Consider the following 19,783-nt stretch of genomic DNA (forward strand, 5'->3'; position numbering starts at 1 on the left):
ACGGCAGGCCGCATCGCGGCGGACGGTAGATCAGGGGTACCAGGGGGATCCGTATATCGAACGCGATGCTCCGAATGCGAAACGGGACGGTATAGCTCTCCGTTCGCGCCTGTCAAGCACGCGCACCAGGGCTTGTCCGGTATACAGGTTGGCTCCGGAGGTGATGGTGATCGCGATGTCAGGGCCGGTACCGCAGACAGCCGTGGGGGTTGTCGCCTCGTTCGACTTCACCCGGGACCGTGAGCTGTGGCGATGGGCGCCGGAGGAGGTCTCGCTGTACCTGGCCCGCACCGACCCGGTCTCCATGGCCGACAGCCTGAGGATGGTCTCCGACCTGAACGATCCCGGGCTGCTGGCCCGGCCGACCCGCGAGGTCACCCGGGAGCCGATCGGTTCCCGGGTGGTGCTGTACTCCTGCACGGCGTGCAGCTTTGTCGGTGGGCTGGAGCGCGAGCGCGCGCTGTGTGACGCGATGCGCGCCGCCGGCGCTCCCACCGCGCTCACCACCTCGGGGGCGATGGTCGCCGCGCTGCGCGCGCTGGGTGCCGGGCGGGTCGCCGTGGTGCACCCCTACGTCGCCCCGATCGGCGCCAGGCTGTCCGACTTTCTCGTCGAGGCGGGCCTGGACGTCGTGGCGAGCCGTGGCCTCGGGCTGGAGTCCCGGGTGATCGGTGCGGTGGACTACGACACCACGGCCGAGCTCATCACCGCCGGCGATCACCCGGACGCCGAGGCGGTGTTCGTCAGCTGCACCGCCCTGCCCACCTACGACCTCATCGCGCCCCTGGAGCGGGAGCTGGGCAAACCGGTCGTGACCGCCAACCAGGTGGGCATCTGGGCGGCGCTGCGCGCGGTCGGCGTTGCCGCGACCGGTCCCGGCCAGCGGTTGCTCACGGTCGCGAGCGGTCAGGCGAAGACGTCGGTCACGTAGCGGGCGTGCTCGCGCTGCATCTCGGTCAGCCAGGCGTCGGCCTCGGCCTGGTCGGCCCCGGTGGCCTCGGAGTAGATGCGCACGCAGGTGTCGTACACGGCGGGAGCCATCCGCCGGCCGTCCCCGCAGACGTAGAACGTCGCGCCCTGCCGGACCAGGTCGACGACGCGTGCCCGGTCGGCCCACAGGCGGTCCTGGACGAACCGCACGCCGTCGGCCGGGGCGGCGGAGAAGGCCGGGTGCAGCTCGGCGATGCCGGCCTTCGCCCACTCGTCGAGCTCGCTGCGGTAGAGGTAGTCGACCTCGGGATGGTCGCAGCCGAAGAACAGCAGCGCCGGCGCGGGTGCCACGCCCTCCTCCTGGGCGCGCAGCGCGCGGTCCTGGAGGAAACCCCGGAACGGCGCCAGCCCGGTCCCGGCGCAGACCATCACCAGCGGGGTGGCCAGTGACCGGGGCGGGCGGAACGCCACGTTCGAGGGCCGGACGGTGACCGCGACCCTGGTGCCGGGGCGGGCGTGGGCCAGGTAGGTCGACGCGGCCCCCTGGTAGACGCCGGTGCCGGACAGCGCGGGTCCGGTGACGACGGCGACGGTGAGGCTGACGTGGTCCGGGCTCCACCTCGGCGACGAGGAGATCGAGTACCGGCGGGGCCGCAGCGGGGTGAGCAGCTGGAGGAAGCTGGCGAAGGCCAGTTGGCAGCCCGGGTGGCGTTCCAGCAGGTCGAGCACGCTGACCCGGTTGTCCAGCACCTCGGCGGCGTGGGCGTCGGCGTCATCGGCGAGCGCGAGCAGCGCCTTCTTGTCCGGCGGGCACACGGTGGCGTCGGCGAGCTGCCGGACCTGGCCCCGGGTGGCCGGCTGGGACAGCTCGACATAGCTGGCCAGCAGCTCGCCGGCGGTGATCGGGACGTCGGTGGGCAGGAAGGTGCGCCCGCCGGCGCCGATGCGGATCACCGTGTTGGTGTCGTAGGCCAGGGCGAACCGGTTCAGCGCGCGGTCCACCACCGCCGAGGGGTTCAGCGGCAGCACGGCGAGGTAGTCCCCGGCACGGTAGTTCTCCCCGTCCGGCAGGGCGATCTCGATGTGCCGCTTGGACCGCGCGTCCGGGGCCGACATGTCCACCAGCTCGCGGTTGGCCACCACGGTGCCCAGCTGAAGATCGTTCTGACGCAGGATCGGGTCGCGCGCCGCGCCGGTGAACTCGACCTCCAGCAGCGGGGACGGCGCGGGTTCGGCGGTGTCCTGCCCGAACTCGGCGCCGACAGGTGCCCAGAACCGGGCGTACCAGTCCTCGAACTCGCCGAAGAAGTCCCCTCGGGCGTTGGCCTCCCCGCGTTCGACCAGCCGGCGGGCGCCGGCGCGCGCCAGGTGCTCGTCGATAGCCTTCGGGACCGCCTGGTAGGTCCGGGCCCAGTCCTTGTTGCCGTTGCCGAACACCGCGTACCTGACGCCGTCCAGCGCCCCGTCGGGCAGCCCGCGCACCCACTCCAGGAACGCGCGGGCGTTGTCCGGCGGCTGCCCCTCGTAGGACGAACACACCACCACGACGGCGCCCTCGGTGGACAGGTGGCCGGCGGCGCCGTCGAGCGTGTCGACGGTGGAGCTGTAGCCGCGCAGCCGCGCGTCGTTGGCGATGCGCTGGGCGAACGCCTCCGAGGTGCCGGCGTTGGACCCGTACAGCACCTGGATCGGGATGCCGTTCGCGGCCGCCGGCCTGGCTGGCTCCTCGCGCGCCGCCGCCCCGTCGGCCCGGTCGGCCTGGTTGGTGACGATCGCGGTGTCGCGGCGGCGGGCGCGGATGTAGAGGCCGTCGGGCTTGATCGTCAGGGTCTGTTTGATCTCCAGCTCGTAGTCGGGGTCCGCCGCGCCGATGTCGAACCGCTGCAGCAGCATCGCCAGGAACAGCGTCGCCTCCTGCAGGGCGAACCCGCGCCCGATGCAGGAGCGCTGCCCGTTGCCGAACGGCTTCCACGCGTTGGTCGGCAGCGCCCGCGCCCGCTCGAACTCGAACCGCTCCGGGGCGAACACCTCCGGGCGCCCTCCCCACACCGCCGGGTCGCGGTGCAGCTTCGGCGTCAGGACCAGCAGCGTCTCGCCCCGCCGCACCCGGTAGCGGCCCCCGATCACGGTGTCCTCGTAGGGCTGCACCGCGAACGCCGGGGCGGTCGGCCACAGCCGCAGGGTCTCCTTGAGGACCTGGTCGAGGTAGCCCAGCTTGACCAGGTCCTCGAACCGAGGCGCCCGGTTGCCCAGCACCTCGTCGACGTGGTCGCGGGCGTGGCGCAGCACGTCCGGGTTGCGCAGCAGCTCGTAGAGCGTGAAGGTGAGCAGCCCGCTGGTGGTCTCGTGGCCGGCGATGAGGAACGTCACCAGCTGGTAGCGCACGTTCTCGTCGGACAGCCGTTCCCCGGTGCGCGGGTCGGCCGCCTCCAGCATCGTGTCGAGGATGTCGTGGCGGCCATCCGGCAGCGGGCGCCGGCGGCGGTCGGCGATGAGCTGGTCGGCGATCTCGAACATCAGCCGCTTGTCCTCGTCGTACTGGTGCCGGGTGAGCAGCATCAGCCGGCTTTGCAGCGGTAGGCGGCGACCCCGCTCGCCGGCCTCGACCAGCGAACGCACCATCGCGCCGACGAACGGGTGCATCTGCTCGGTGTACAGGCTGTTGAACCGGTAGCTGAACGAGCACAGCGCGATCGTGTCCAGCGTCAGCCGGGTGGTGTTGTCGCCGACGTCGATGCGGTGGTCGGGCCCCTGGCGCTCCCACTTCAGCAGCAGCTGCTCGGCGATGTCGGTCATGCCGTCGAACATGTCCCGCAACGCCGGCGGTCCGAACGCCGGCATCAGGATGCGGTGTGCCGCGCCCCAGTTCGGCTCCTGTGTCTCGGCGGTGAACAGGCCGTCGCCGGCGAAGTCGCGGACGTTCTGGAGCGGGGTGTGCAGCTTCTTGTCGAAGCGTTGCTCGTCGCACAGCTCGTCCACCAGCTCGCGCGAGCTGACCACCACCAGGTCACGGTCCAGCAGCTCCAGCCGGTAGATCGGCCCGTACTCGTCGGCCAGCTCCACCAGCCCGAAGATGCCCTTCCCGGCGTCGAGGTCGGGCAGGTTGCCCACCAGGGGGCGCGGTCGGGGCTGCGGGATCGGCTCCTCGGCGGACACCCGGGCGATGATATAACACTAGGTCAGGGTCGTAGCGGGTGCCAGGCCTCGGCGAACTCGGTCATCCGCCGGCCGAAGGTCCGGTAGCCGCCGAAGTGCACGGCCACCGCGTCGGCGCCCGCCTCGGCCAGCTCCTCCACCCGGGCCACGACCTCGGCCGGGTCCGTGCCGTCCGCCGGCCACTCGATCCGGGTGCCGACCCGCACCGGCCGGTCGGTCAGCTCGCGCAGCCGGGCGACGCACCGGGCGAAGCCGGCCGCGGTGAGCCCGAACCCCTGCCACTCGTCGGCCAGCCGGGCGGCGCGGACCAGCGCCCGGTCCGAGACCCCGCCCACCGTGATCGGCACCTCCCGGCGCGGCAGCGGCCGGAACACGCCCCCGGGCGGACCGTCGCCCCGGAACAGCCGCCGCACCAGTGCGATGCCCTCGTCGGTGCGCCGCCCCCGGCCGGCGAAGTCCGCGCCCACGCTCGCGTACTCGACCTCGTCCCAGCCGACGCCCACGCCCAGGTTGACCCGCTCGCCGGTCAGCCGGTCCAGCGTGGCGACCTGCTTGGCCACGACGAACGGGCTGCGCATCGGCAGCACCAGCACCGAGGTGCCCAGGCCGATCACGCTGGTCCTGGCCCCGAGGTAGGCCAGCGTGGTCAACGGCTCGTACACGCCGCCGTAGGTCTCGCCGTACTCGGTCGGTGGCAACAGGTGATCGGGCAGCCAGGCCGTGTGGAAGCCCAGCCGCTCGGCCGTCACCCCCAGCTCGACCAGCGACTCCGGCTCCATCTCCGGTGACTCGTCGGGCAGCACCACCTGAAGGTCCACGCTCACCCCCTCTCCCTGGCCAGGAAGCCCTGGATCGCGGCGAGCCATGCGTCCCGCGCCTCCGCGCCGATGCCGTGACCGGCCTCGACCTCCACCAGCTTCGCGCCGGGGATCGCCTCAGCCAGCTCGCGCGACAACGCCGGCGGCGCGAGCCCGTCCAGCGTGGTGGCGATGACCAGCGTGGGCACCGCCAGCCGGGGAAGCTCCGCGCGCAGGTCCACGGACTCCACCAGGTCGACGTGCTCACGGCTGCCGGCCGGGATGAACTCGGCCAGCGCCTTGATCGAGTCCTCCAGCTCGCCGGGGCCGAGCGCGTCGAGGTGCCTGTCCCCCGTCGCCACCAAGGTGAGGTAGGACGCCAACAGCGTGCGGTCGCCGTCCAGCAGCCTTCGCCAGATGTCCACCGCCAGCCGCATCCTGGCGTTCGGGTACGCGAAACCCGCCGTGAGCACCAGCCCGGTGACCCGCTGCGGGTGCCGGGACGCCGCGCGCACCGCGACCGCCGTGCCCAGCGAGTAGCCCAGGATGTCGAACCGGCCCACGCCCGCGTCGACGGCGGCCCGCACCAGCTCGTCCGCCATAAAGTCCAGAGCCAGCGGTCGAGTGGCGCGCGGGGTGTCCCCCGAGCCCGGATAGTCCGAGCCCACCACGGTGTGGGTGCGGGCCAGGTCGTCGATGATCGGCCCGAAGTTGCCGGCGATGCTCCCGCCGCCACCGTGCGCGAGCACCAGGCCCGGACCCGACCCGCGCACAGCCGTTGCGAAATGTTCGGTCATGACCGGACGTTAAGCACTCACATCGATGTGAAGGTCAACCCGAGGGCGAGGCATAGCGGATGCTGATCGGCGAGCTGTCCCGTCGCACCGGCGTGAGCCGGCGGCTGCTGCGGTACTACGAGGAGCAGGGCCTGCTGCGGCCGCGCCGGGACGTCAACAGCTACCGGGGCTACGACGAGGACGCGGTGCGCGCCGTCCAGCACATCCGCACCCTGCTGGCGGCCGGGCTGTCCACCGAGGTGATCAGGCAGGCCCTGCCGTGCGCAACCGGAGACCCGTTGGAGCTCGAGATGTGCCCGGTGCTCGCCGAGACCCTGCGCCGCGAGCTGGCCGCCCTGGACGACCGGATCGGCTCGCTGCGGGCCGCCCGGGGCGCCCTCGCCTCCTACCTGCCCAGCTGATCAGCCCGAGCCCGCGTACCGCTTGGCCAGCAGGTCCCGGCAGGTGCCACCGTTCGCCTCGATGCTCACCGCGGTGAGCCGGGCCCGCCGCAGGTGCAGCGGGACCTGGGCGGCCGAGACCGGCTGACCGTCCGGGTGCAGCAGCAGCGGGGCGTCGTCGCCGGCGGGCAGGCCGGCCTCGGCGCGGCGCGCGCGCAGCCGCTCGGCGTCCCGGGAGGGCGGCAGGTCACCGAGCCGGGTCGCCGCCAGCTCGGCGGGCGTCCGGCCGGCGTCCACCAGCGGCCGGGCCACCCGCTCCTGGCCGGCGAGCGCGGCCTTGCCGAGGAACTCGCGGCGCAGCTCGTCCAGCTCGGCGCGGGCCTGCGAGCCGAACGCCGTCGCGAACCCCGACCTGGCGGCGACCCCCCGGTTGATCACCTCGGCCACGAAGTGCTCTTCGAGGACGATGTCCGCCCTGGTCACTCCGGGTACGGCGGCCACGGCGTCGTGCGCGTCGGCCACCATGAGCCAGGTGAAGTTGGGCGCGCAGAAGAAGGTCGGCAGCCGCAGCCGGACCGAGGCGACGCCGTCCTCGGAGACGGTGCACGACGACACGAACTCCAGAGCGGTGATCGGCTCGTCGAGCTCGGGGTCGCGCACCGTCTCCAGTGCCCGCCAGACGGCGTCCCGGGGCGGCGGGCTCATGCGCCGGTGAGTTCCTCGGCGGGGCGGGTCGGTTCGCCGGCGGTCGTCGCGGGCGCCTGCACCCGGCACTCGGCGGGCACCTCGATGCCGTAGAGCTTCGCCGCGTTCAGGCCGAGGATCTTCTTCTTGCCGGCGGTGGTCAGCCGGGGATAGTCGCTGTACTCCTCGCCGTCGGGCATCTGCCAGTCCACGAAGCCCTCCACCTGCCACTTCGGCTCCCAGATGCCGTAGTCGCTGCCGAAGGTCATCTTGTCCTCGCCGACCCAGAACAGCAGCTCGCCCATGACCTTGGCGAAGAACCGGGGCCGGGCGAACATCAGCCCGCCGATCACCACGGACAGCCCGGCGTAGACGTTCGGCTCCTGCACGGCCATGAAGCAGAAGTCCTCGATCCGGGGCAGGCCGACGTGCTCGACGATGAAGTTGAGCTCCGGGAAGTCGGTGGCGGCGTGGTCGACGTCCGCGACGTCGAAGGCATCCTTGTCCAGCGGCCAGATCGTCGGGCCCTTGTGCACGTGGATGTTCGTGATGCCCAGCTCCTGGCTCTTGGCCAGGAACCGGTACGCCTCCGGGTCGGTGAGCTTGTACCCGCGCGAGTCGCCGATCCATTCGGCGGTGTAGAGCTTGACGCCCTTGAGGTTGTAGCGCTTCGCGTCCTCCTCGAGCTGGCGTATACCGGCGTCACCTTCTCGCGGGTCCCAGCGGCCGTTGACGATGAACTTGTCCGGATACTTCTCGGCGAGCAGGTTGTTGCGTTCCGCGGTGTTGAAGCCGGTCTTGTACCAGTACTTCAAATAGGTCGACTGGAAGATCGCCTTGTCGACGTGGCCGACCTGGAAGAGGTCGTGCATGAGGTCGTCCTCGGAGTACCTGCAGTACTTCTCCCACTCCCAGCGCGTCTCCGGCGGCCCGAGCTGGTGGTAGCCGTAGAAGCAGTCGATCCAGCCCTTGGCCAGGTCCTCGCGGCCCTCGACCCAGTTCTCCGGGCTGGCGTCCCAGAAATGCATGTGGGAGTCGACCACGAAGTACTTTTCGCCATCCTTCTCGTACATCTGGGTGCCTCTCGCGTCATCGGGAGAATTACGGGACGAGAATTGCCCGGCCCCTGACCCGGCCGGCGTCGAGGTCGTGCAGCGCCTCCAAGGCGGAGTCCAGCGGGTACTGCTTGGTGTGCAGCGTGACCTTGCCGGCCTGGGCGAGCACCATCAGCTCGGCGAGGTCGTTGTAGGTGCCGACGATGTTGCCGATCACGTTCTTCTCCCCGGCCACGAAGTCCAGGGTCGGGATCCGCAGCTCGCCCCCGTAGCCGATGACGTACAGCGACCCGGCCGGCGCCGTCATCGCCCACGCCTCGTTCTCCGCGCCCTGCTCAGCGACGAAGTCGAACACCACGTCCGCGCCCCGGCCGTCGGTGAGGTCGAGCACGGCGTCGACCTGGCCGCCGTCGGCGAGGACGGCGTCGTGCGCGCCGATCCGGCGGGCCAGCTCCAGCGCGTCCGGGTTGCGGTCCACCACGACGATGCGGGTGGCGGTCAGCGCGGCGAGCGCCTGGATGCCGATGTGCCCCAGGCCGCCCGCGCCCTGCACCAGCGCGGTGGTGCCCGGATACAGCGCCGGGACCGCCTTGCGGACCGCGTGGTAGGCGGTGATGCCGGCGTCGGCGAGCGCGGCGACGTCGGCCGGGTTGGTGTTCGGGTCGAGCTTCACGCAGGCCCGCGCGGTGGTGCGCAGGTACTCGGCCATCCCGCCGTCGTTGTTGGACAGGCCGGGGAAGAACGCGTCGGTGCACTGCATGTCGCGCCCGGCCCGGCAGGGCAGGCACAGCCCGCAGGACGGCTGCGGGTGCAGGATGACGGTGTCGCCGACGGCCACGTTGGTCACCCCCGCGCCGACCTCGTGCACCCAGCCCGCGTTCTCGTGGCCGATCACGTACGGCAGGTCGGGGCACATCGCCTCGGCCCACTGCCCTTCGAGGATGTGCAGGTCGGTGCGGCACACCCCGGCGCCGCCGACCTTCACGATGACGTCCAGGGGGCCTTCGAGCTTCGGCTCCGGGATGTCGTCGATCATCGGGTCGGCGTGGTACTGATGTACTCGGACGGCCCTCATGCGGCCTCCTCCTCCGATCGCGTGCACATGGCCTCAGCCCATCGACGGGCCCAGGCCCAGCGACTGCGGGGTGCTGGAGTCCGGCGAGGGCTGCGGAATGCCCTCATCGAGCGGACCGTACTCCGTCATCAGGGCCTTGTTCCAGGGCGTGACCTCCTCGGCCACCAAAGAGTTCGTGGTCAGGATGAGCCCGGCCACGGACGCGCCGCTCTGCAGCGCCGAGCGGACCACCCGCAGCGGGTCCACGATGCCCATCTCGATCATGTTTCCGAACCGGCCCTCCAGCGCGTCGAAGCCGTCGTCCACACCCATCGCCGTGACCTGCTTGACCACGTCGTCGCCGTCGTAGCCGGCGTTCGACGCGATCAGGTGCAGCGGCTCGGTGAGCGACTCGCGGACGATCTCCACCCCGATGCCGTAGTCGCCGCTCATGTCGAGTGCGTCCAGCACGGGCTCGGCGTGCAGCAGCGCCGCTCCCCCGCCGGCCACGATCCCCTCGGCGATCGCCGCTCGGGTGGCCTGCAGCGAGTCGTCCACCCGGTGCCGGATCTCCTTGGCCTCCGCGTTCGTGGCCGCCCCGACCTCGATGATCGCCGCCTTGCCGGACAGGCGCGCGATGCGCTCGGCGAAGAAGTCCTGGTCGGTGCCGATGGTGGCGCGGGCGAGCTCGGCGCGCAGCTGGGACAGCCGGGTAGCCAGCGCCGACGGGTCTCCCCGCCCCCCGATGATGGTGGTGTTCTCGCTGGTCACCCGCACCTGGGCGGCCCGGCCGAGGTGCTCGGTGGTGAGCTGTTCGAGGGCGAACGACGAGCTGCGGCTGTGCACCGAGCCGCCGCACAGCGCGGCCATGTCCTCCAGCAGGTGGATGCGCTTCTCGCCGAACCCGGGCGCCTTGATGGCCACCGCCTGGAACGTCCGGTTGACGTGGTTGTGCACCAGCATCTGCAGCGCGGTGCCCTCGACGGCCTCCGCGACGATCACCAGCGGCCGCCGCTCGCCGCGCATGATCTTGTCAAGCACCGGCATCAGCGCCTGCACGTCCTTGATCTTCTCGGCGGAGAACAGCAGGTACGGCTCGTCGACCACCGCCTCCATGGCGCCCGGGTCGGTGACCAGGTACGGCGAGACGTAGCCGTTGTCGAACTCGAAGTCCTCCACGAAGGACACCGACAGCCCGGGCACCGGCGCGTCCTCCACCGTGACCACGCCGTCCTCACCCACCGCGTACAGCGCGCTCGCGACGGCCCGGCCGATCGCGTCGTCGTCGTTGGCGGAGATCGCGGCCACCCGCGCGTAGTCCTCCTCGGACGACACCGAATGCGCCACCTGAGCCAGCCGCTCGACCAGCGCCGCGACCACCGCGTCGATGCCGCGCTTGATCAGCACCGGGTTGCCGCCGGCCGCGACCGCCGCCATCCCGCGCCGGACGATGGCCTGCGCCAGCACGGTCGCGGTGGTGGTGCCGTCGCCGACGGTGTCGTTCGTCTTCACCGCGGCTTCCTTGACCAGCTGCGCGCCCATGTTCTCGAAGGGGTCGCGCAGGTGGATCTCGCGGGCAATGGTCACGCCGTCGTTGGTGACCTCGGGCGATCCGGTGATCTTCTCCAGGATGACGTTGCGCCCCTTGGGGCCGAGCGTGCTCTTGACGGCCTCGGCGAGCTGGTCGACGCCCGCCTGCAGCAGGCGCCGACCCTCCTCGCCGAAGCGCAGCTCCTTGGCCATCGTGCTAACCGACCGGCTTGAGGTCGAAGTCGAGGTGCTCGGCCGCGTCCTCCGGGTTGGCGAACATGATCGTTCGGTCGTCCAGGTGGACCATGCGGCCGTAGTGCGTGGACATCGCCTCCTCGAACTCGGCGGCGTTGAACCAGCCCTCCTCCTCGCCGGCCTCCTCGTCGACGTCCGCGTAGACGACGTCGAACCTGCCCCGGCCGTCGACGCGGATCATCGAGGGCAGCTCGGTGACCGTCACGTTCTCCAGGCGGCCCAGCACGTGCGCGATGAGCACCCCGACCTGGCTGTTCATCAGCGTGAACCCGCACATGTTGGAGGCCGTGCTGTTGGCCTGGAAACGACTGGTCGCTGTGGTGGTCACTGCTTCAGCTCCTCGGGGGTGTCGAGGCCGAGATCGCGGCAGATCCCGGCGAACCGGTTCTTGGCCCTGTCCAGTGCGTCCTCGAAACGCGGCGGCTTGTGGTCGGTCACCGACCACAGCGGCTGCATGGTGCGCGCCGCCTGCAGCGCCTGGCCGACCCACTTGCCCAGCCAGCCCGACATCAGCACGGTGTTGTGCTGCGCGAACTCGCGGTCGGTCACCAGCGGGCCGAAGCACGCGTTGGTCCAGCGCAGGTCGCGCTGGGCGTAGTCGTACTCCCCCGCGCCGATCACGGTGGGGGTGACGAAGTCGCCGTGCGGCGCGGCGGCCTGCATCACCAGGTTGCTGCGGAACAGCTCGCCGACCAGCGGCTCGAACACCACGTTCGCGGCGAAGATGGCCTCGCCCCAGTCGTCCTCCACTGCGGTGAGGGCCTCGACCAGCCGGCGGGCGCCCTGCCACTCGGCGTCGTTGTTCCACGCGTCGAGGTGCGCGGTGCCGTCGAAGCCGTCGATCTCCTCGCTCAGCGTCAGGTTGTACAGCGCGAGGTCCTGCGCAAAGCGGATCTTGTGTGCGCTGTTCACCGCCATCGCCGTGTTGTGCATGTTCGTCGGGCCGGACCGCTCGTTCCCGGCGAACACGTACAGCCCGAGCACGTGCTCGATGTGCATCCAGGCGCCGACGTGGCGCTCCACGAACCGGACCCAGTTCGGCGCCCACAGCTCGAACGCCTTGGCGTTGCGGGCGTTCTCCACGTTCTGGTTGAGCTGCCGCACGACGTTGGCGTTGTAGCGGTAGATGGTCTGTTCCCACTCCTCGTTGGGGTCGCGGAACTCGTGCCAGCCGTGCGCTGGCCAGTCCTGGACGGACAGGCCGCCGGTGCCGATCCCGCGTTCCGGCTCCGGCCGGTCCACGCCCCAGGCCTTGAGCCTCGTCCAGGTCAGCGGGTAGCCGGTCTCGCCGTTGGCGAAGCCGTAGATCCAGCCCTGGGTCAGGTAGTGGCGCGGGTCGGGCTGGACCTCGACGGTGACGTCCTCGTAGTGGGTCTGCTTGCGCTTGGCCGGGACGAAGTAGTTGTACCGGCGGGCGCTCGCGCCGGAGTCGGGGAACTCGCGGGCGCCGGCCTCGGCGTCGGTGAAGGCCGGCTTCGGCACGCTGCGTTCCGGGCGTGGGGCTGTTGGTTGCGTTGTGGTCACTGGCCTTCCTCGCCTTCCGGATCACCGGTGGTGGTGAACTTGTCGTAGAAAACCTCGGTCACGCCCAGTGCGGCCAGCGTCGGGATGGCCGCCTCGACCATCGGCGGCGGACCGCAGACGTAGGCGTCCACACCGTCCAATCTGGACTCGCGCCGCCGGACGACCTCGGTGATCAAGCCGGTCTCGCCGGGCCACGCGTCGGCGGGCGCCGGCTCGGACAGCGCCGGGACGAAGGCGAACCCGGGCAGCCGGGCGCCCAGCTCGGCCAGCTCGTCGGTGAAGCAGAGGTCGCGGCGGGTGCGGGCGCCGTAGTAGAACGTGGCCCCGCGCTCGATGCCGCGCTCGGCCATGGACCGCAGCAGCCCGAGGATCGGCGCCAGCCCGGCCCCGCCGCCGACGAAGAGCAGGTCGGAGGCGCGGCTCTCCCGCAGGGTGAAGGTGCCGAACGGCGCCTCCACCTCCAGCCGGTCCCCGACCTGGAGCTTGCGGTCGAGGTGGGCGGAGAACAGGCCGTCGGGATAGACCTTGATGACGAACTCGTAGCGGCCGTCCCGGTTCGGGGTGTTCGCCATCGAGAACGAACGGGTCTCCCGCGTGCCGGGCACCACGAAGTCCATGTACTGCCCCGGGAAGAACTTGATCTCCTCGGGCTCGACGAGCCGGACCACGAGGTGGCGCATGTCGTGCGTGACCGGCTCGTTGGAGACGACCTCGACCGTGCCTTTGCGGAGCGGCAGGCCGCCTCGGATGATCTCCTCGTCGTAGTTGAGCAGCTCGATGGTCAGGTCCTCGTAGGCGTGCGCGCGGCACAGCAGGGTCTGTCCCTCGTCCCGCTCGAAGTCCGGCAGCGCGAACGTCGAGTAGCGCTCCAGCTCGATGTCGTCGCCGTCCAGCACGAACGACTTGCAGGCCGCGCACTGCCCTTCCTTGCAGCCGTGCATGAGCTGGACGCCCTGCTCGGCGGCGGCGCGCAGGATCGTCTGGTCCTCGTCGACCTCGATCTCGATGCCGACCGGTTCGAACCGGACGACGTGCTTGTCACCCAACGGACCATGCCCTTCGGCTCGTGGTGGGCAGCCCGGGCAGGGGGAGGGACGTGCCCGGCCCTCCCCCTTCGCCCGACCGCGCTCAGGCGTCGGAAGGTGCCGGGCGCCCGGCCGGTCCCTGGCGGACGTAGTCCGCGTGGAAGGCCTGCCGCTGGGCGTCGGTCATCTCGTTGAGCAGGACGTTCGGGCTCTGCAGCGGAGGCATCCGGCGCATGTGGTCCAGCGTCCACATCTTCTTCGGGTCGAGGTCCAGGTGCGGCTGGGCGGTCATGGTCCTGCCGTCGTCGCGGACGAAGCCCATGTCTTTCACCACGTCGGCCCAGTTCCAGCCGTGGTAGAGGGTCTCCCACTCCCGGTGGCCGACCAACTGGCCCATGTTCGGCGTCTGCCGGCCCTGGTACACCGGGCGGAAGGCCTCGGCGTCGGTCCAGCGGCAGACCTCGTGGCAGTAGGTCCGCCACTGGCCGTCGACCTCGGCCATCACCATGTCCTCGCGCACCAGGCACGGGACCATGCAGGTCCAGCAGCGGTGCGGATAGACATAGCCGACGTCCTCGGCGACGATCGCGTTGTGCCCGTTCGGCACCGAGAGGCGCGAGTAGTTCTCCCACCATTTCCCGTACTTGTTGTACCAGCCCGGGTACTTGTGCTCGAACCACTCGAAGTCCTCGTCGGTCATCGGGTCGATCCGCCAGTAGTTGGCGAGCCACCCGGTGGCGAAGAACTGCGCGACCTCGTGCACGTAGCCCTTCTCCCAGATCTGTTTCCAGGATTCCTCGATGAGGTCGTGCGGGATCGTCAGGCCGTACTTCTCCAACGGCACGAGATAGGACCTGTAGTAGTCGTCGTAGATCCAGCGCCGCCACATCTCGGCGTAGGACTCGCGGTCCTTGCGGCGGTCCTTCGTGCCGTACTCGATGAACGTGCCGATCGCGGCGTCCACCACCCGGTGGTTGTTCCACCAGGCGTAGCGCAGGTCGCGTTCGAGCAGTTGGCGGTTGTCCTCGTCGGACAGCGCCATGAGCAGCGTGGCGTAGCCGTTGGAGATGTGCCGCGACTCGTCGGACTGCACCGAGTGGAACACGGTGGGCAGCAGGTAGTCGCCGTTCGCCGCCGCCTCGGCCGGCATGGCCACGAACAGCGTGTTCGTGAACGCCGTCTCGGCCACGATGGTCAGGTAGATGCTGGCCGCCGTGATCGCGTCACCGGTGATGAAGCCCTCGGCGAACTGGCGGCCGATGGTGCCGCAGTAGTCGCCCTGGAAACCCCGCAGGCTGTTGTTGAAACCGGCCGGGTCGATGTAGTTGTTCATGTACAGCCGCTTGAGGTTCTGCTGGATCGTGCTGTGCCGGACCTCGTCGATCATCTGGATTGCCTGGCCGTTGTGCAGCTCCGGGTTCGGAACCGTGTGGAACAGCATCGGCATGGACCGCGCGGCCGAGATCTCCGGCAGCGGAATGATCGACAGGAACAGCTTCTGCCATTCCAGCCACCGCTCCTGCACCTGGCGGAACATGTTTCCCCGGATGGCGCCGTCCTGGGCGCCGTACACCCGGTTGTCCTTTTCTTCCTCCATCGGGAAGTAGGACCGCAGCACCTGCTTGAGCGGGTCCTTCTTGGCGGCCTTCCGGAAGGTGTAGTCGGTGCCGTACTTCATGTACGGCTCGTGGTACCGCGGCTCCCAGGCAAGTTCCTGGATCTTCTGGTGAGCCCTCGCCAGACTCTGCCGACTCACGTCGTCTCCTCACGATGATGGGTGGGGACCGCGCGCGGGACAGCCCCGGGCGTTCGCCTCGTGGGACAGATCACACCGCCGGATCAGTCGTATGGCGGTCTCAATATGAGACATAGGTGTGCTCGGGGTCCCCTATCGTGGTTCTCCACGGGCGACGGCCGTGCTCACGAGGCCGCTCACGAGGCCGCCGCCGCCAGCCGGGGAGGACTCGGGTGACCGTCTCCAGCCAGCGCCGCCTGACCGGCGAGAACCGACCGGCCGCCGCCGGACCCGGCAGCGACGAGCTTGCCGACGCCCGGATCTCGTTCCTGCTCGACGAGGGCATCGTGCCCGGGGTGGTCCGCGAGCCGATCCTGGCGTCCTGGAGCCGCTCGCGCGACTGGCACGTGCCGTCGGACCACCTCGACCTGCCGTACGCCCCCGACCTCGACTTCGACTCCGTGCTGGCCCGCGCGGCCAGCCGGGTGCTGCACGACGTCGCAGGCCCGCTGGCCGCCGAGCCGGTCAGCCTCATCGTGTGCGACGCCAGGGGCAGCGTGCTGCGCCGGCACACCGGCGACTCGACGCTGGAGCACCACCTGGACCGGGTGCTGCTCGCGCCGGGCTTCAGCTACGCCGAGCAGCACGTCGGCACCAACGGCATCGGGACCGCGCTGGAGAGCGGTGGGCCGGCGCAGGTGTTCGGCCACGAGCACTACGTCGAGCACCTGGAGGAGCTGGCGTGCGCCGGGGTGCCGATCCGGCACCCGGTCACCCGCAAGGTCTGCGGCGTGGTCGACCTGACCTGCTGGCGGCGCGACGCCGGCACCATGATGGTGGCGACCATGGCGACGCTGGCCCGGCGGATCGAGGAGGCGCTGCTCGAACAGGCCGGGCGGCGGGAGCGGGCGCTGCTGGACGACTACCTGATGGCGTGCCGGCGCAACCGGGGCGCGGTGCTCGCGGTCGGCGAGGACCTGCTGATGATCAGCGACCGGGCCAGGGACCTGCTCGACCCGATCGACCAGGAGCCGCTGCTCGCCGCCGCGCGCGACGTCCTCGCCTCGGGGCGGACCCACCAGATCATGGTCGACCTGCCGAGCGGGCGGACGGCCCGCGTGCTGTGCAAGCCCAGCTTCACCGAGCGCGGGGTGACCGGCGGCGTCCTGCACGTGCAGCTGGTGGCGCCGGTCGCCGAGTACGCCGCCGCCGGGCAGGCCGGTGCCGGCGCCGCGCCGCCGCGGCGTGGCCGGCCGGTCGCGGTCGGCTCGACGCCGCTGTGGATGAGGTGCGTGCAGGCCATCGACTGGCACTTCCGCGCCCGCGAGTGGGTGGTGTTGCAGGGCGAGCCGGGCACCGGCAAGGTCGCGCTGGCCCGCTCCTGCCACCAGGGTCGTTCGCCGGCCAGCCACCTGCGGGTGCTCGACGCCGCCGACTTCGGGCCGCGCTGGCTCGACGAGGTGGGCGACGAGCTGGAAGGCGGCGGCTCGCTGGTGCTGACCCACATCGACCGGCTCTCCCCCGACGCGGCGGTCGAGCTGGCCGAGGTGCTCGAACCGCGACGCGAGTCCACGCACCCCGCCCGCCCGTGGGTGGTGGCCACCGCCTCGCACGTCGAGCCCGCCGACCACCTCGCCGAGCTGCTCGCCTGCTTCCCGCGCACGATCGAGGTGCCGCCGCTGCGCCACCACCTCGAGGACATCGCCGAGCTGGTGCCGCACCTGCTGGCCCGCCTGGCCAGGGGCGCGCCGCTGCGGTGCTCGCCGGCGGCCATGCGGGTGCTCATGCGCAACCGCTGGCCCGGCAACGTCGAGCAGCTCTACCGGGTGCTGCGCAAGATCGCGACCAAGCGGCGTTCGGGGGTGGTCGAGGTGGGCGACCTGCCGCCGGAGTGCCACGCCACCACCCGCCGGGTGCTGACCAGGCTCGAGGCCCTCGAGTGCGACGCGATAGTGGACGCCCTGCTCGCCACCGGCGGCAACAAGACCGAGGCCGCCCAACTGCTGCACATGTCCCGCGCCACCATCTACCGCAAGATCCACAGCTACGGCATCTGACCTTCGGGCCGCCAGCGACTCCCCGCGATCGTCGGTGGGCCGCTCGCCCCGCGTCGAATGGCGTGCCAGTGGCGCTCCACTCGCGGGGAGGTGGCCGTCAGGAGGTTGGCGGGTATGAGCACGTGCGGCCGGACGTCGGTGCTCGCTGAATGCTCACAGGGAATCCGCTCCAACCTGGGCCACGGTGTGGATCAGGTGCGCGACCACCATCACCGGTAGCCGGTCGGTCCGCACGGCAAGAGCGAACCGATCCTGCGCCCGCTCCAGTTCCCGATAGCCCCTGGCCCACTGCCGCCGGGGCAGGCGAGAGCGTCCGGCGTCGTATGGGCAGCGCAGCAGCACCGGCAGCCAGCGCGTTGACTCGCGGGCGAAGGCGTCGAGGCTGGCTACCGCGTCCACCGTCACGACCGGGAGCCTGCCGGACTCCCTGATGCGCCCAAGCCGTTCGTGGTCGTGAACGAGCACCGCGCCGTCCCGGACGACCTCGTGGAACACCTGGGCCCAGGAACGCAACTCGGTGATGCGGCCGCGCGGGACGCGCTCGGTGTCGAGCGCGACGTCGCGTCCGGTGGTCAGTGCCGGGAACCGGACATAGCGGTCGCCCAGCGCGCCGAGCGCAAAAGCCGTGGTGCGCTTGCCCGCGCCCGGCGCGCCGGCAAGCACGATCCCCGCCCACTCGGGCCGGTGCACCCACTACCCCGTGCTCGATACCACGAGAACCGTCCGCTCCGCCTCTAACCCCTGTCAGTCACAGCCATCTTCATAGCGCCCGATCCCGCATTCTTCTGCCGCTATTCCAGTGATCGCGTCACCCGCCGTGCGGTTCACCGCACGCCGACCAGAAGGCCCTGGACCGCGTCGGCGCCGGCCGCGGCCCCGCCGCCCTGGGTGAGAGTCTCGGCGACGGCCCTGGCCGAGGTGCGCAGCGACGCGTCGGTGAGCGCGCGGTCGACGGCGTCGCGCAGCTCGGACCCGGGTACCGGCCGGTGCGACAGGTTGTGCCGCAGCACCAGCCCGGCGCCCTGCCCGGCCACGGCCTGGCCGATGAGCAGCTGCTCGACCTGTTGCGGGACGACGACCAGCGGCACCCCGTAGTGGAGCGCCTCCAGCGCGCTGTTCATGCCCCCGTGCGTGACGAACACCGCCGTCCGCCGGAGCACCTCGAGCTGCGGGACGGACGTGCGGACCAGCGTGTTCGCCGGGGCGCGGCCGAGGCGGGCGTGGTCGGTGTGGCCGCCGACCGTGAGCACGACCCGCGCCGGGACGTCGCCGAGCACCTCGAAACAGGTGCGGAAGAAGTCGTCGCTGCCGGCGTGCAGGGTGCCCAGGGAAACCAGGACGACCGGTTCGGGGCCCTCCAGGTGAGCGGCCAGCTCGGGGTCGAGATGTCCGTTTCGGGTGCCCGGGTCGACGGTGGGGCCGACGAAATGGCAACGCTGGTCGATGAGCTTGTTCGCGGGCTGCAGCCAGCGCGGGATCGGGAAGATCGTCACGTCGCCGCGTATCGGCAGGGTCGGCTGGGGCGGGAAGACGTCCTTGCCGAACTCTCGAACCACCCTGCGCTTCACCGTGACCGCGCGCAGCAGGTCCGGCACGGCCGCCCGCATCGCGATCGCCGTCTCGTGGGCGTTCAGGGCCTTGAGCTCGGCGGTGCCCACCATGAAGGTGGTCATGAACGAGATCATGGGCAGGTCGAGGGTCGCCGCCGCCATCCGGCCCCAGATCGCGTTGGAGTCGAACGCGACGGCGTCGGGCCGGTCGGCACGCAGCTCGGCGAGCAGGAACGGGAGCAGCGACTCGGTGGCGGTGAGCAGCCGGATGACCACGCGCACGCTGCTGCCGGATCGGGTGGCCTCGGCGATGTCCTGCGGCGAGATCGACCCCGGCGGGTACGGGCGGAACTCGGCGCCCGCGCGCTCGACCGGCTCGCGGAACTCGCTCGCGGTGTAGTAGGTCACCCGGACGCCGCGACCCGTCAGCTCCCGCACGAGCGGCAGGCTGGGGTTGACGTGACCGGCGGCCGGCATGCCCGCCATGACTATTCGACTCATTCGAACCCTCTCACTCGCCCGACGTGCACAGCACGAAATCGTACACGCGATGTAAATTTAGCCTTGATGTAGGGTTGGCTGGTGGAGGAGTCACGGCGCGAGCGCAAGAAGCGGCAGACCAGGCGGCTGCTGGCGGAGACGGCGATCAAGCTGTTCGGCGAGCAGGGCTACGAGCAGACCACCGTCGCCCAGATCGCCGCGACCGCGGACGTGGCCACCAAGACGTTCTTCAACTACTTCCCCAGCAAGGAAGACGTCCTGTTCGCCGACGACGAGGAACGCAACGTCGTCCCGCTGCGGGTGATCGCCGAGCGGCGGCCGGGTGAGCCGGTCGCGGACCTGCTGACCCGCGTGTACGACGAGATGAGGACCAGCTACCTGGCCGACGGCGTCGGGCCGAGCGACCCCGCCGTGATGGCGACCTATGCCCGCCTGCTGATGACGGTGCCGGCGCTGCAGGCCCGGGCGCTGCACCGCGCGTTCAAGCTGCAGCAGGAGATGGCGTCGGCGCTGCTCGACGCCTACCCGGACGAGCTCGACGAGATCAGCGCCGCCGCCGTGGTCGGAGCCTTCGCCGGCGCCGCGCAGGGGGCCGGGCTGCGGAGCATCGAGCTGGGCCAGCCCGAGCCGGAGTTCTGGGACGCCATGCGCCGCGCGGTGGCGATCGGTCTGTACGGACTGCCGGAGGCGGAAGTGCACAGCCAGACGCAAGAGCCGCGCGCGCAATGACAAGCGCTCCCCCGGCGCGCGGCC

General features: G+C 71.0%; 17 protein-coding genes. 4 read left to right on the forward strand and 13 right to left on the reverse strand.

Annotated features, from left to right (window positions below):
• Positions 1 to 175: 175 nt before the first annotated feature.
• Positions 176 to 931, forward strand: a complete 756-nt coding sequence (locus N912_RS0105210) for a maleate cis-trans isomerase family protein (protein ID WP_425415266.1) — start codon at positions 176 to 178, stop codon at positions 929 to 931.
• Here N912_RS0105210 and N912_RS0105215 read toward each other — a convergent pair.
• Genes N912_RS0105215 through N912_RS0105225 form a run of 3 tightly spaced genes read right to left on the reverse strand, consistent with a single transcriptional unit; the run spans position 907 to position 5,680 of the window.
• Complete coding sequence (locus N912_RS0105215) at positions 907 to 4,086, reverse strand: bifunctional cytochrome P450/NADPH--P450 reductase (RefSeq protein ID WP_037062825.1); 3,180 nt, start codon at positions 4,084 to 4,086, stop codon at positions 907 to 909. The two genes, N912_RS0105210 and N912_RS0105215, sit on opposite strands and share 25 nt — an antisense overlap.
• Before the next feature lie 23 nt (positions 4,087 to 4,109).
• Positions 4,110 to 4,910, reverse strand: a complete 801-nt coding sequence (locus tag N912_RS0105220; protein ID WP_037062827.1) for a TIGR03619 family F420-dependent LLM class oxidoreductase — start codon at positions 4,908 to 4,910, stop codon at positions 4,110 to 4,112.
• A complete protein-coding gene (locus N912_RS0105225) occupies positions 4,907 to 5,680 on the reverse strand; it encodes an alpha/beta fold hydrolase (protein ID WP_028921606.1) in 774 nt (257 codons plus the stop codon). The genes N912_RS0105220 and N912_RS0105225 overlap by 4 nt, the downstream gene beginning before the upstream one ends.
• A gap of 59 nt (positions 5,681 to 5,739) precedes the next feature.
• On the opposite strand from N912_RS0105225, the gene N912_RS0105230 reads away from it, so the two are divergent.
• Entirely contained in the window at positions 5,740 to 6,081 is a 342-nt protein-coding gene (locus N912_RS0105230; RefSeq protein WP_028921607.1) for a MerR family transcriptional regulator, read from the forward strand.
• On the opposite strand, the gene N912_RS0105235 is transcribed toward N912_RS0105230, so the two are convergent.
• From N912_RS0105235 to N912_RS0105270, 8 genes are all read right to left on the reverse strand, one after another.
• Positions 6,082 to 6,765: an iron-sulfur cluster assembly protein gene (locus N912_RS0105235; RefSeq protein ID WP_028921608.1), complete on the reverse strand. Its 684-nt coding sequence runs from the start codon at positions 6,763 to 6,765 to the stop codon at positions 6,082 to 6,084.
• Positions 6,762 to 7,817: an amidohydrolase family protein gene (locus tag N912_RS0105240; protein WP_028921609.1), complete on the reverse strand. Its 1,056-nt coding sequence runs from the start codon at positions 7,815 to 7,817 to the stop codon at positions 6,762 to 6,764. The genes N912_RS0105235 and N912_RS0105240 overlap by 4 nt, the downstream gene beginning before the upstream one ends.
• 28 nt (positions 7,818 to 7,845) lie before the next feature.
• On the reverse strand, positions 7,846 to 8,874 hold the full coding sequence (locus N912_RS0105245; protein ID WP_028921610.1) for an NAD(P)-dependent alcohol dehydrogenase: 1,029 nt from the start codon (positions 8,872 to 8,874) through the stop codon (positions 7,846 to 7,848).
• A gap of 33 nt (positions 8,875 to 8,907) precedes the next feature.
• On the reverse strand, positions 8,908 to 10,596 hold the full coding sequence (gene groL, locus N912_RS0105250) for a chaperonin GroEL (protein WP_028921611.1): 1,689 nt from the start codon (positions 10,594 to 10,596) through the stop codon (positions 8,908 to 8,910).
• Positions 10,597 to 10,600: 4 nt separating this feature from the next.
• The gene (gene mimD / locus N912_RS0105255) at positions 10,601 to 10,966 is read right to left on the reverse strand and encodes a propane 2-monooxygenase effector subunit MimD (RefSeq protein ID WP_028921612.1); all 366 of its coding nucleotides are present in this window, start codon (positions 10,964 to 10,966) and stop codon (positions 10,601 to 10,603) included.
• A complete protein-coding gene (locus N912_RS0105260) occupies positions 10,963 to 12,162 on the reverse strand; it encodes a ferritin family protein (protein WP_028921613.1) in 1,200 nt (399 codons plus the stop codon). Before N912_RS0105260 ends, mimD begins: the two co-directional genes overlap by 4 nt.
• On the reverse strand, positions 12,159 to 13,208 hold the full coding sequence (locus tag N912_RS0105265; RefSeq protein WP_028921614.1) for an FAD-binding oxidoreductase: 1,050 nt from the start codon (positions 13,206 to 13,208) through the stop codon (positions 12,159 to 12,161). Before N912_RS0105265 ends, N912_RS0105260 begins: the two co-directional genes overlap by 4 nt.
• 82 nt (positions 13,209 to 13,290) lie before the next feature.
• Positions 13,291 to 14,928: a ferritin family protein gene (locus tag N912_RS0105270; protein ID WP_028921615.1), complete on the reverse strand. Its 1,638-nt coding sequence runs from the start codon at positions 14,926 to 14,928 to the stop codon at positions 13,291 to 13,293.
• 227 nt (positions 14,929 to 15,155) lie between these two features.
• On the opposite strand from N912_RS0105270, the gene N912_RS0105275 reads away from it, so the two are divergent.
• On the forward strand, positions 15,156 to 16,979 hold the full coding sequence (locus N912_RS0105275; protein WP_245645183.1) for a sigma-54-dependent Fis family transcriptional regulator: 1,824 nt from the start codon (positions 15,156 to 15,158) through the stop codon (positions 16,977 to 16,979).
• A 153-nt stretch (positions 16,980 to 17,132) separates the two neighbouring features.
• Here the strand turns inward: N912_RS0105275 and N912_RS0105280 are convergent, their stop codons facing one another.
• Together N912_RS0105280 and N912_RS0105285 are read right to left on the reverse strand one after the other, a co-directional pair.
• Positions 17,133 to 17,669: a DEAD/DEAH box helicase family protein gene (locus N912_RS0105280; protein ID WP_028921617.1), complete on the reverse strand. Its 537-nt coding sequence runs from the start codon at positions 17,667 to 17,669 to the stop codon at positions 17,133 to 17,135.
• A gap of 134 nt (positions 17,670 to 17,803) precedes the next feature.
• Positions 17,804 to 19,015, reverse strand: a complete 1,212-nt coding sequence (locus N912_RS0105285) for a macrolide family glycosyltransferase (RefSeq protein ID WP_051579682.1) — start codon at positions 19,013 to 19,015, stop codon at positions 17,804 to 17,806.
• Between the two features lie 96 nt (positions 19,016 to 19,111).
• Between N912_RS0105285 and N912_RS49630 the strand changes: the two genes are divergently transcribed.
• Positions 19,112 to 19,759 (forward strand): TetR family transcriptional regulator, encoded by a 648-nt coding sequence (locus N912_RS49630; protein ID WP_051579684.1) that lies wholly within the window; start codon positions 19,112 to 19,114, stop codon positions 19,757 to 19,759.
• Positions 19,760 to 19,783: the final 24 nt, after the last annotated feature.

This window comes from Actinospineispora acaciae DSM 45401, assembly GCF_000620785.1.
In the GTDB taxonomy this organism is placed as follows: domain Bacteria; phylum Actinomycetota; class Actinomycetes; order Mycobacteriales; family Pseudonocardiaceae; genus Pseudonocardia; species Pseudonocardia acaciae.

What these genes read in the sequence shown, in the direction of transcription:
- N912_RS0105210 (WP_425415266.1), top strand. Translation starts at nt 176, where the DNA reads ATGTCAGGGCCGGTACCGCAGACAGCCGTGGGGGTTGTCGCCTCGTTC.
- N912_RS0105225 (WP_028921606.1), bottom strand. Translation starts at nt 5,680, where the DNA reads ATGACCGAACATTTCGCAACGGCTGTGCGCGGGTCGGGTCCGGGCCTG.
- N912_RS0105230 (WP_028921607.1), top strand. Translation starts at nt 5,740, where the DNA reads ATGCTGATCGGCGAGCTGTCCCGTCGCACCGGCGTGAGCCGGCGGCTG.
- N912_RS0105235 (WP_028921608.1), bottom strand. Translation starts at nt 6,765, where the DNA reads ATGAGCCCGCCGCCCCGGGACGCCGTCTGGCGGGCACTGGAGACGGTG.
- N912_RS0105240 (WP_028921609.1), bottom strand. Translation starts at nt 7,817, where the DNA reads ATGTACGAGAAGGATGGCGAAAAGTACTTCGTGGTCGACTCCCACATG.
- N912_RS0105245 (WP_028921610.1), bottom strand. Translation starts at nt 8,874, where the DNA reads ATGAGGGCCGTCCGAGTACATCAGTACCACGCCGACCCGATGATCGAC.
- groL (WP_028921611.1), bottom strand. Translation starts at nt 10,596, where the DNA reads ATGGCCAAGGAGCTGCGCTTCGGCGAGGAGGGTCGGCGCCTGCTGCAG.
- N912_RS0105285 (WP_051579682.1), bottom strand. Translation starts at nt 19,015, where the DNA reads ATGGCGGGCATGCCGGCCGCCGGTCACGTCAACCCCAGCCTGCCGCTC.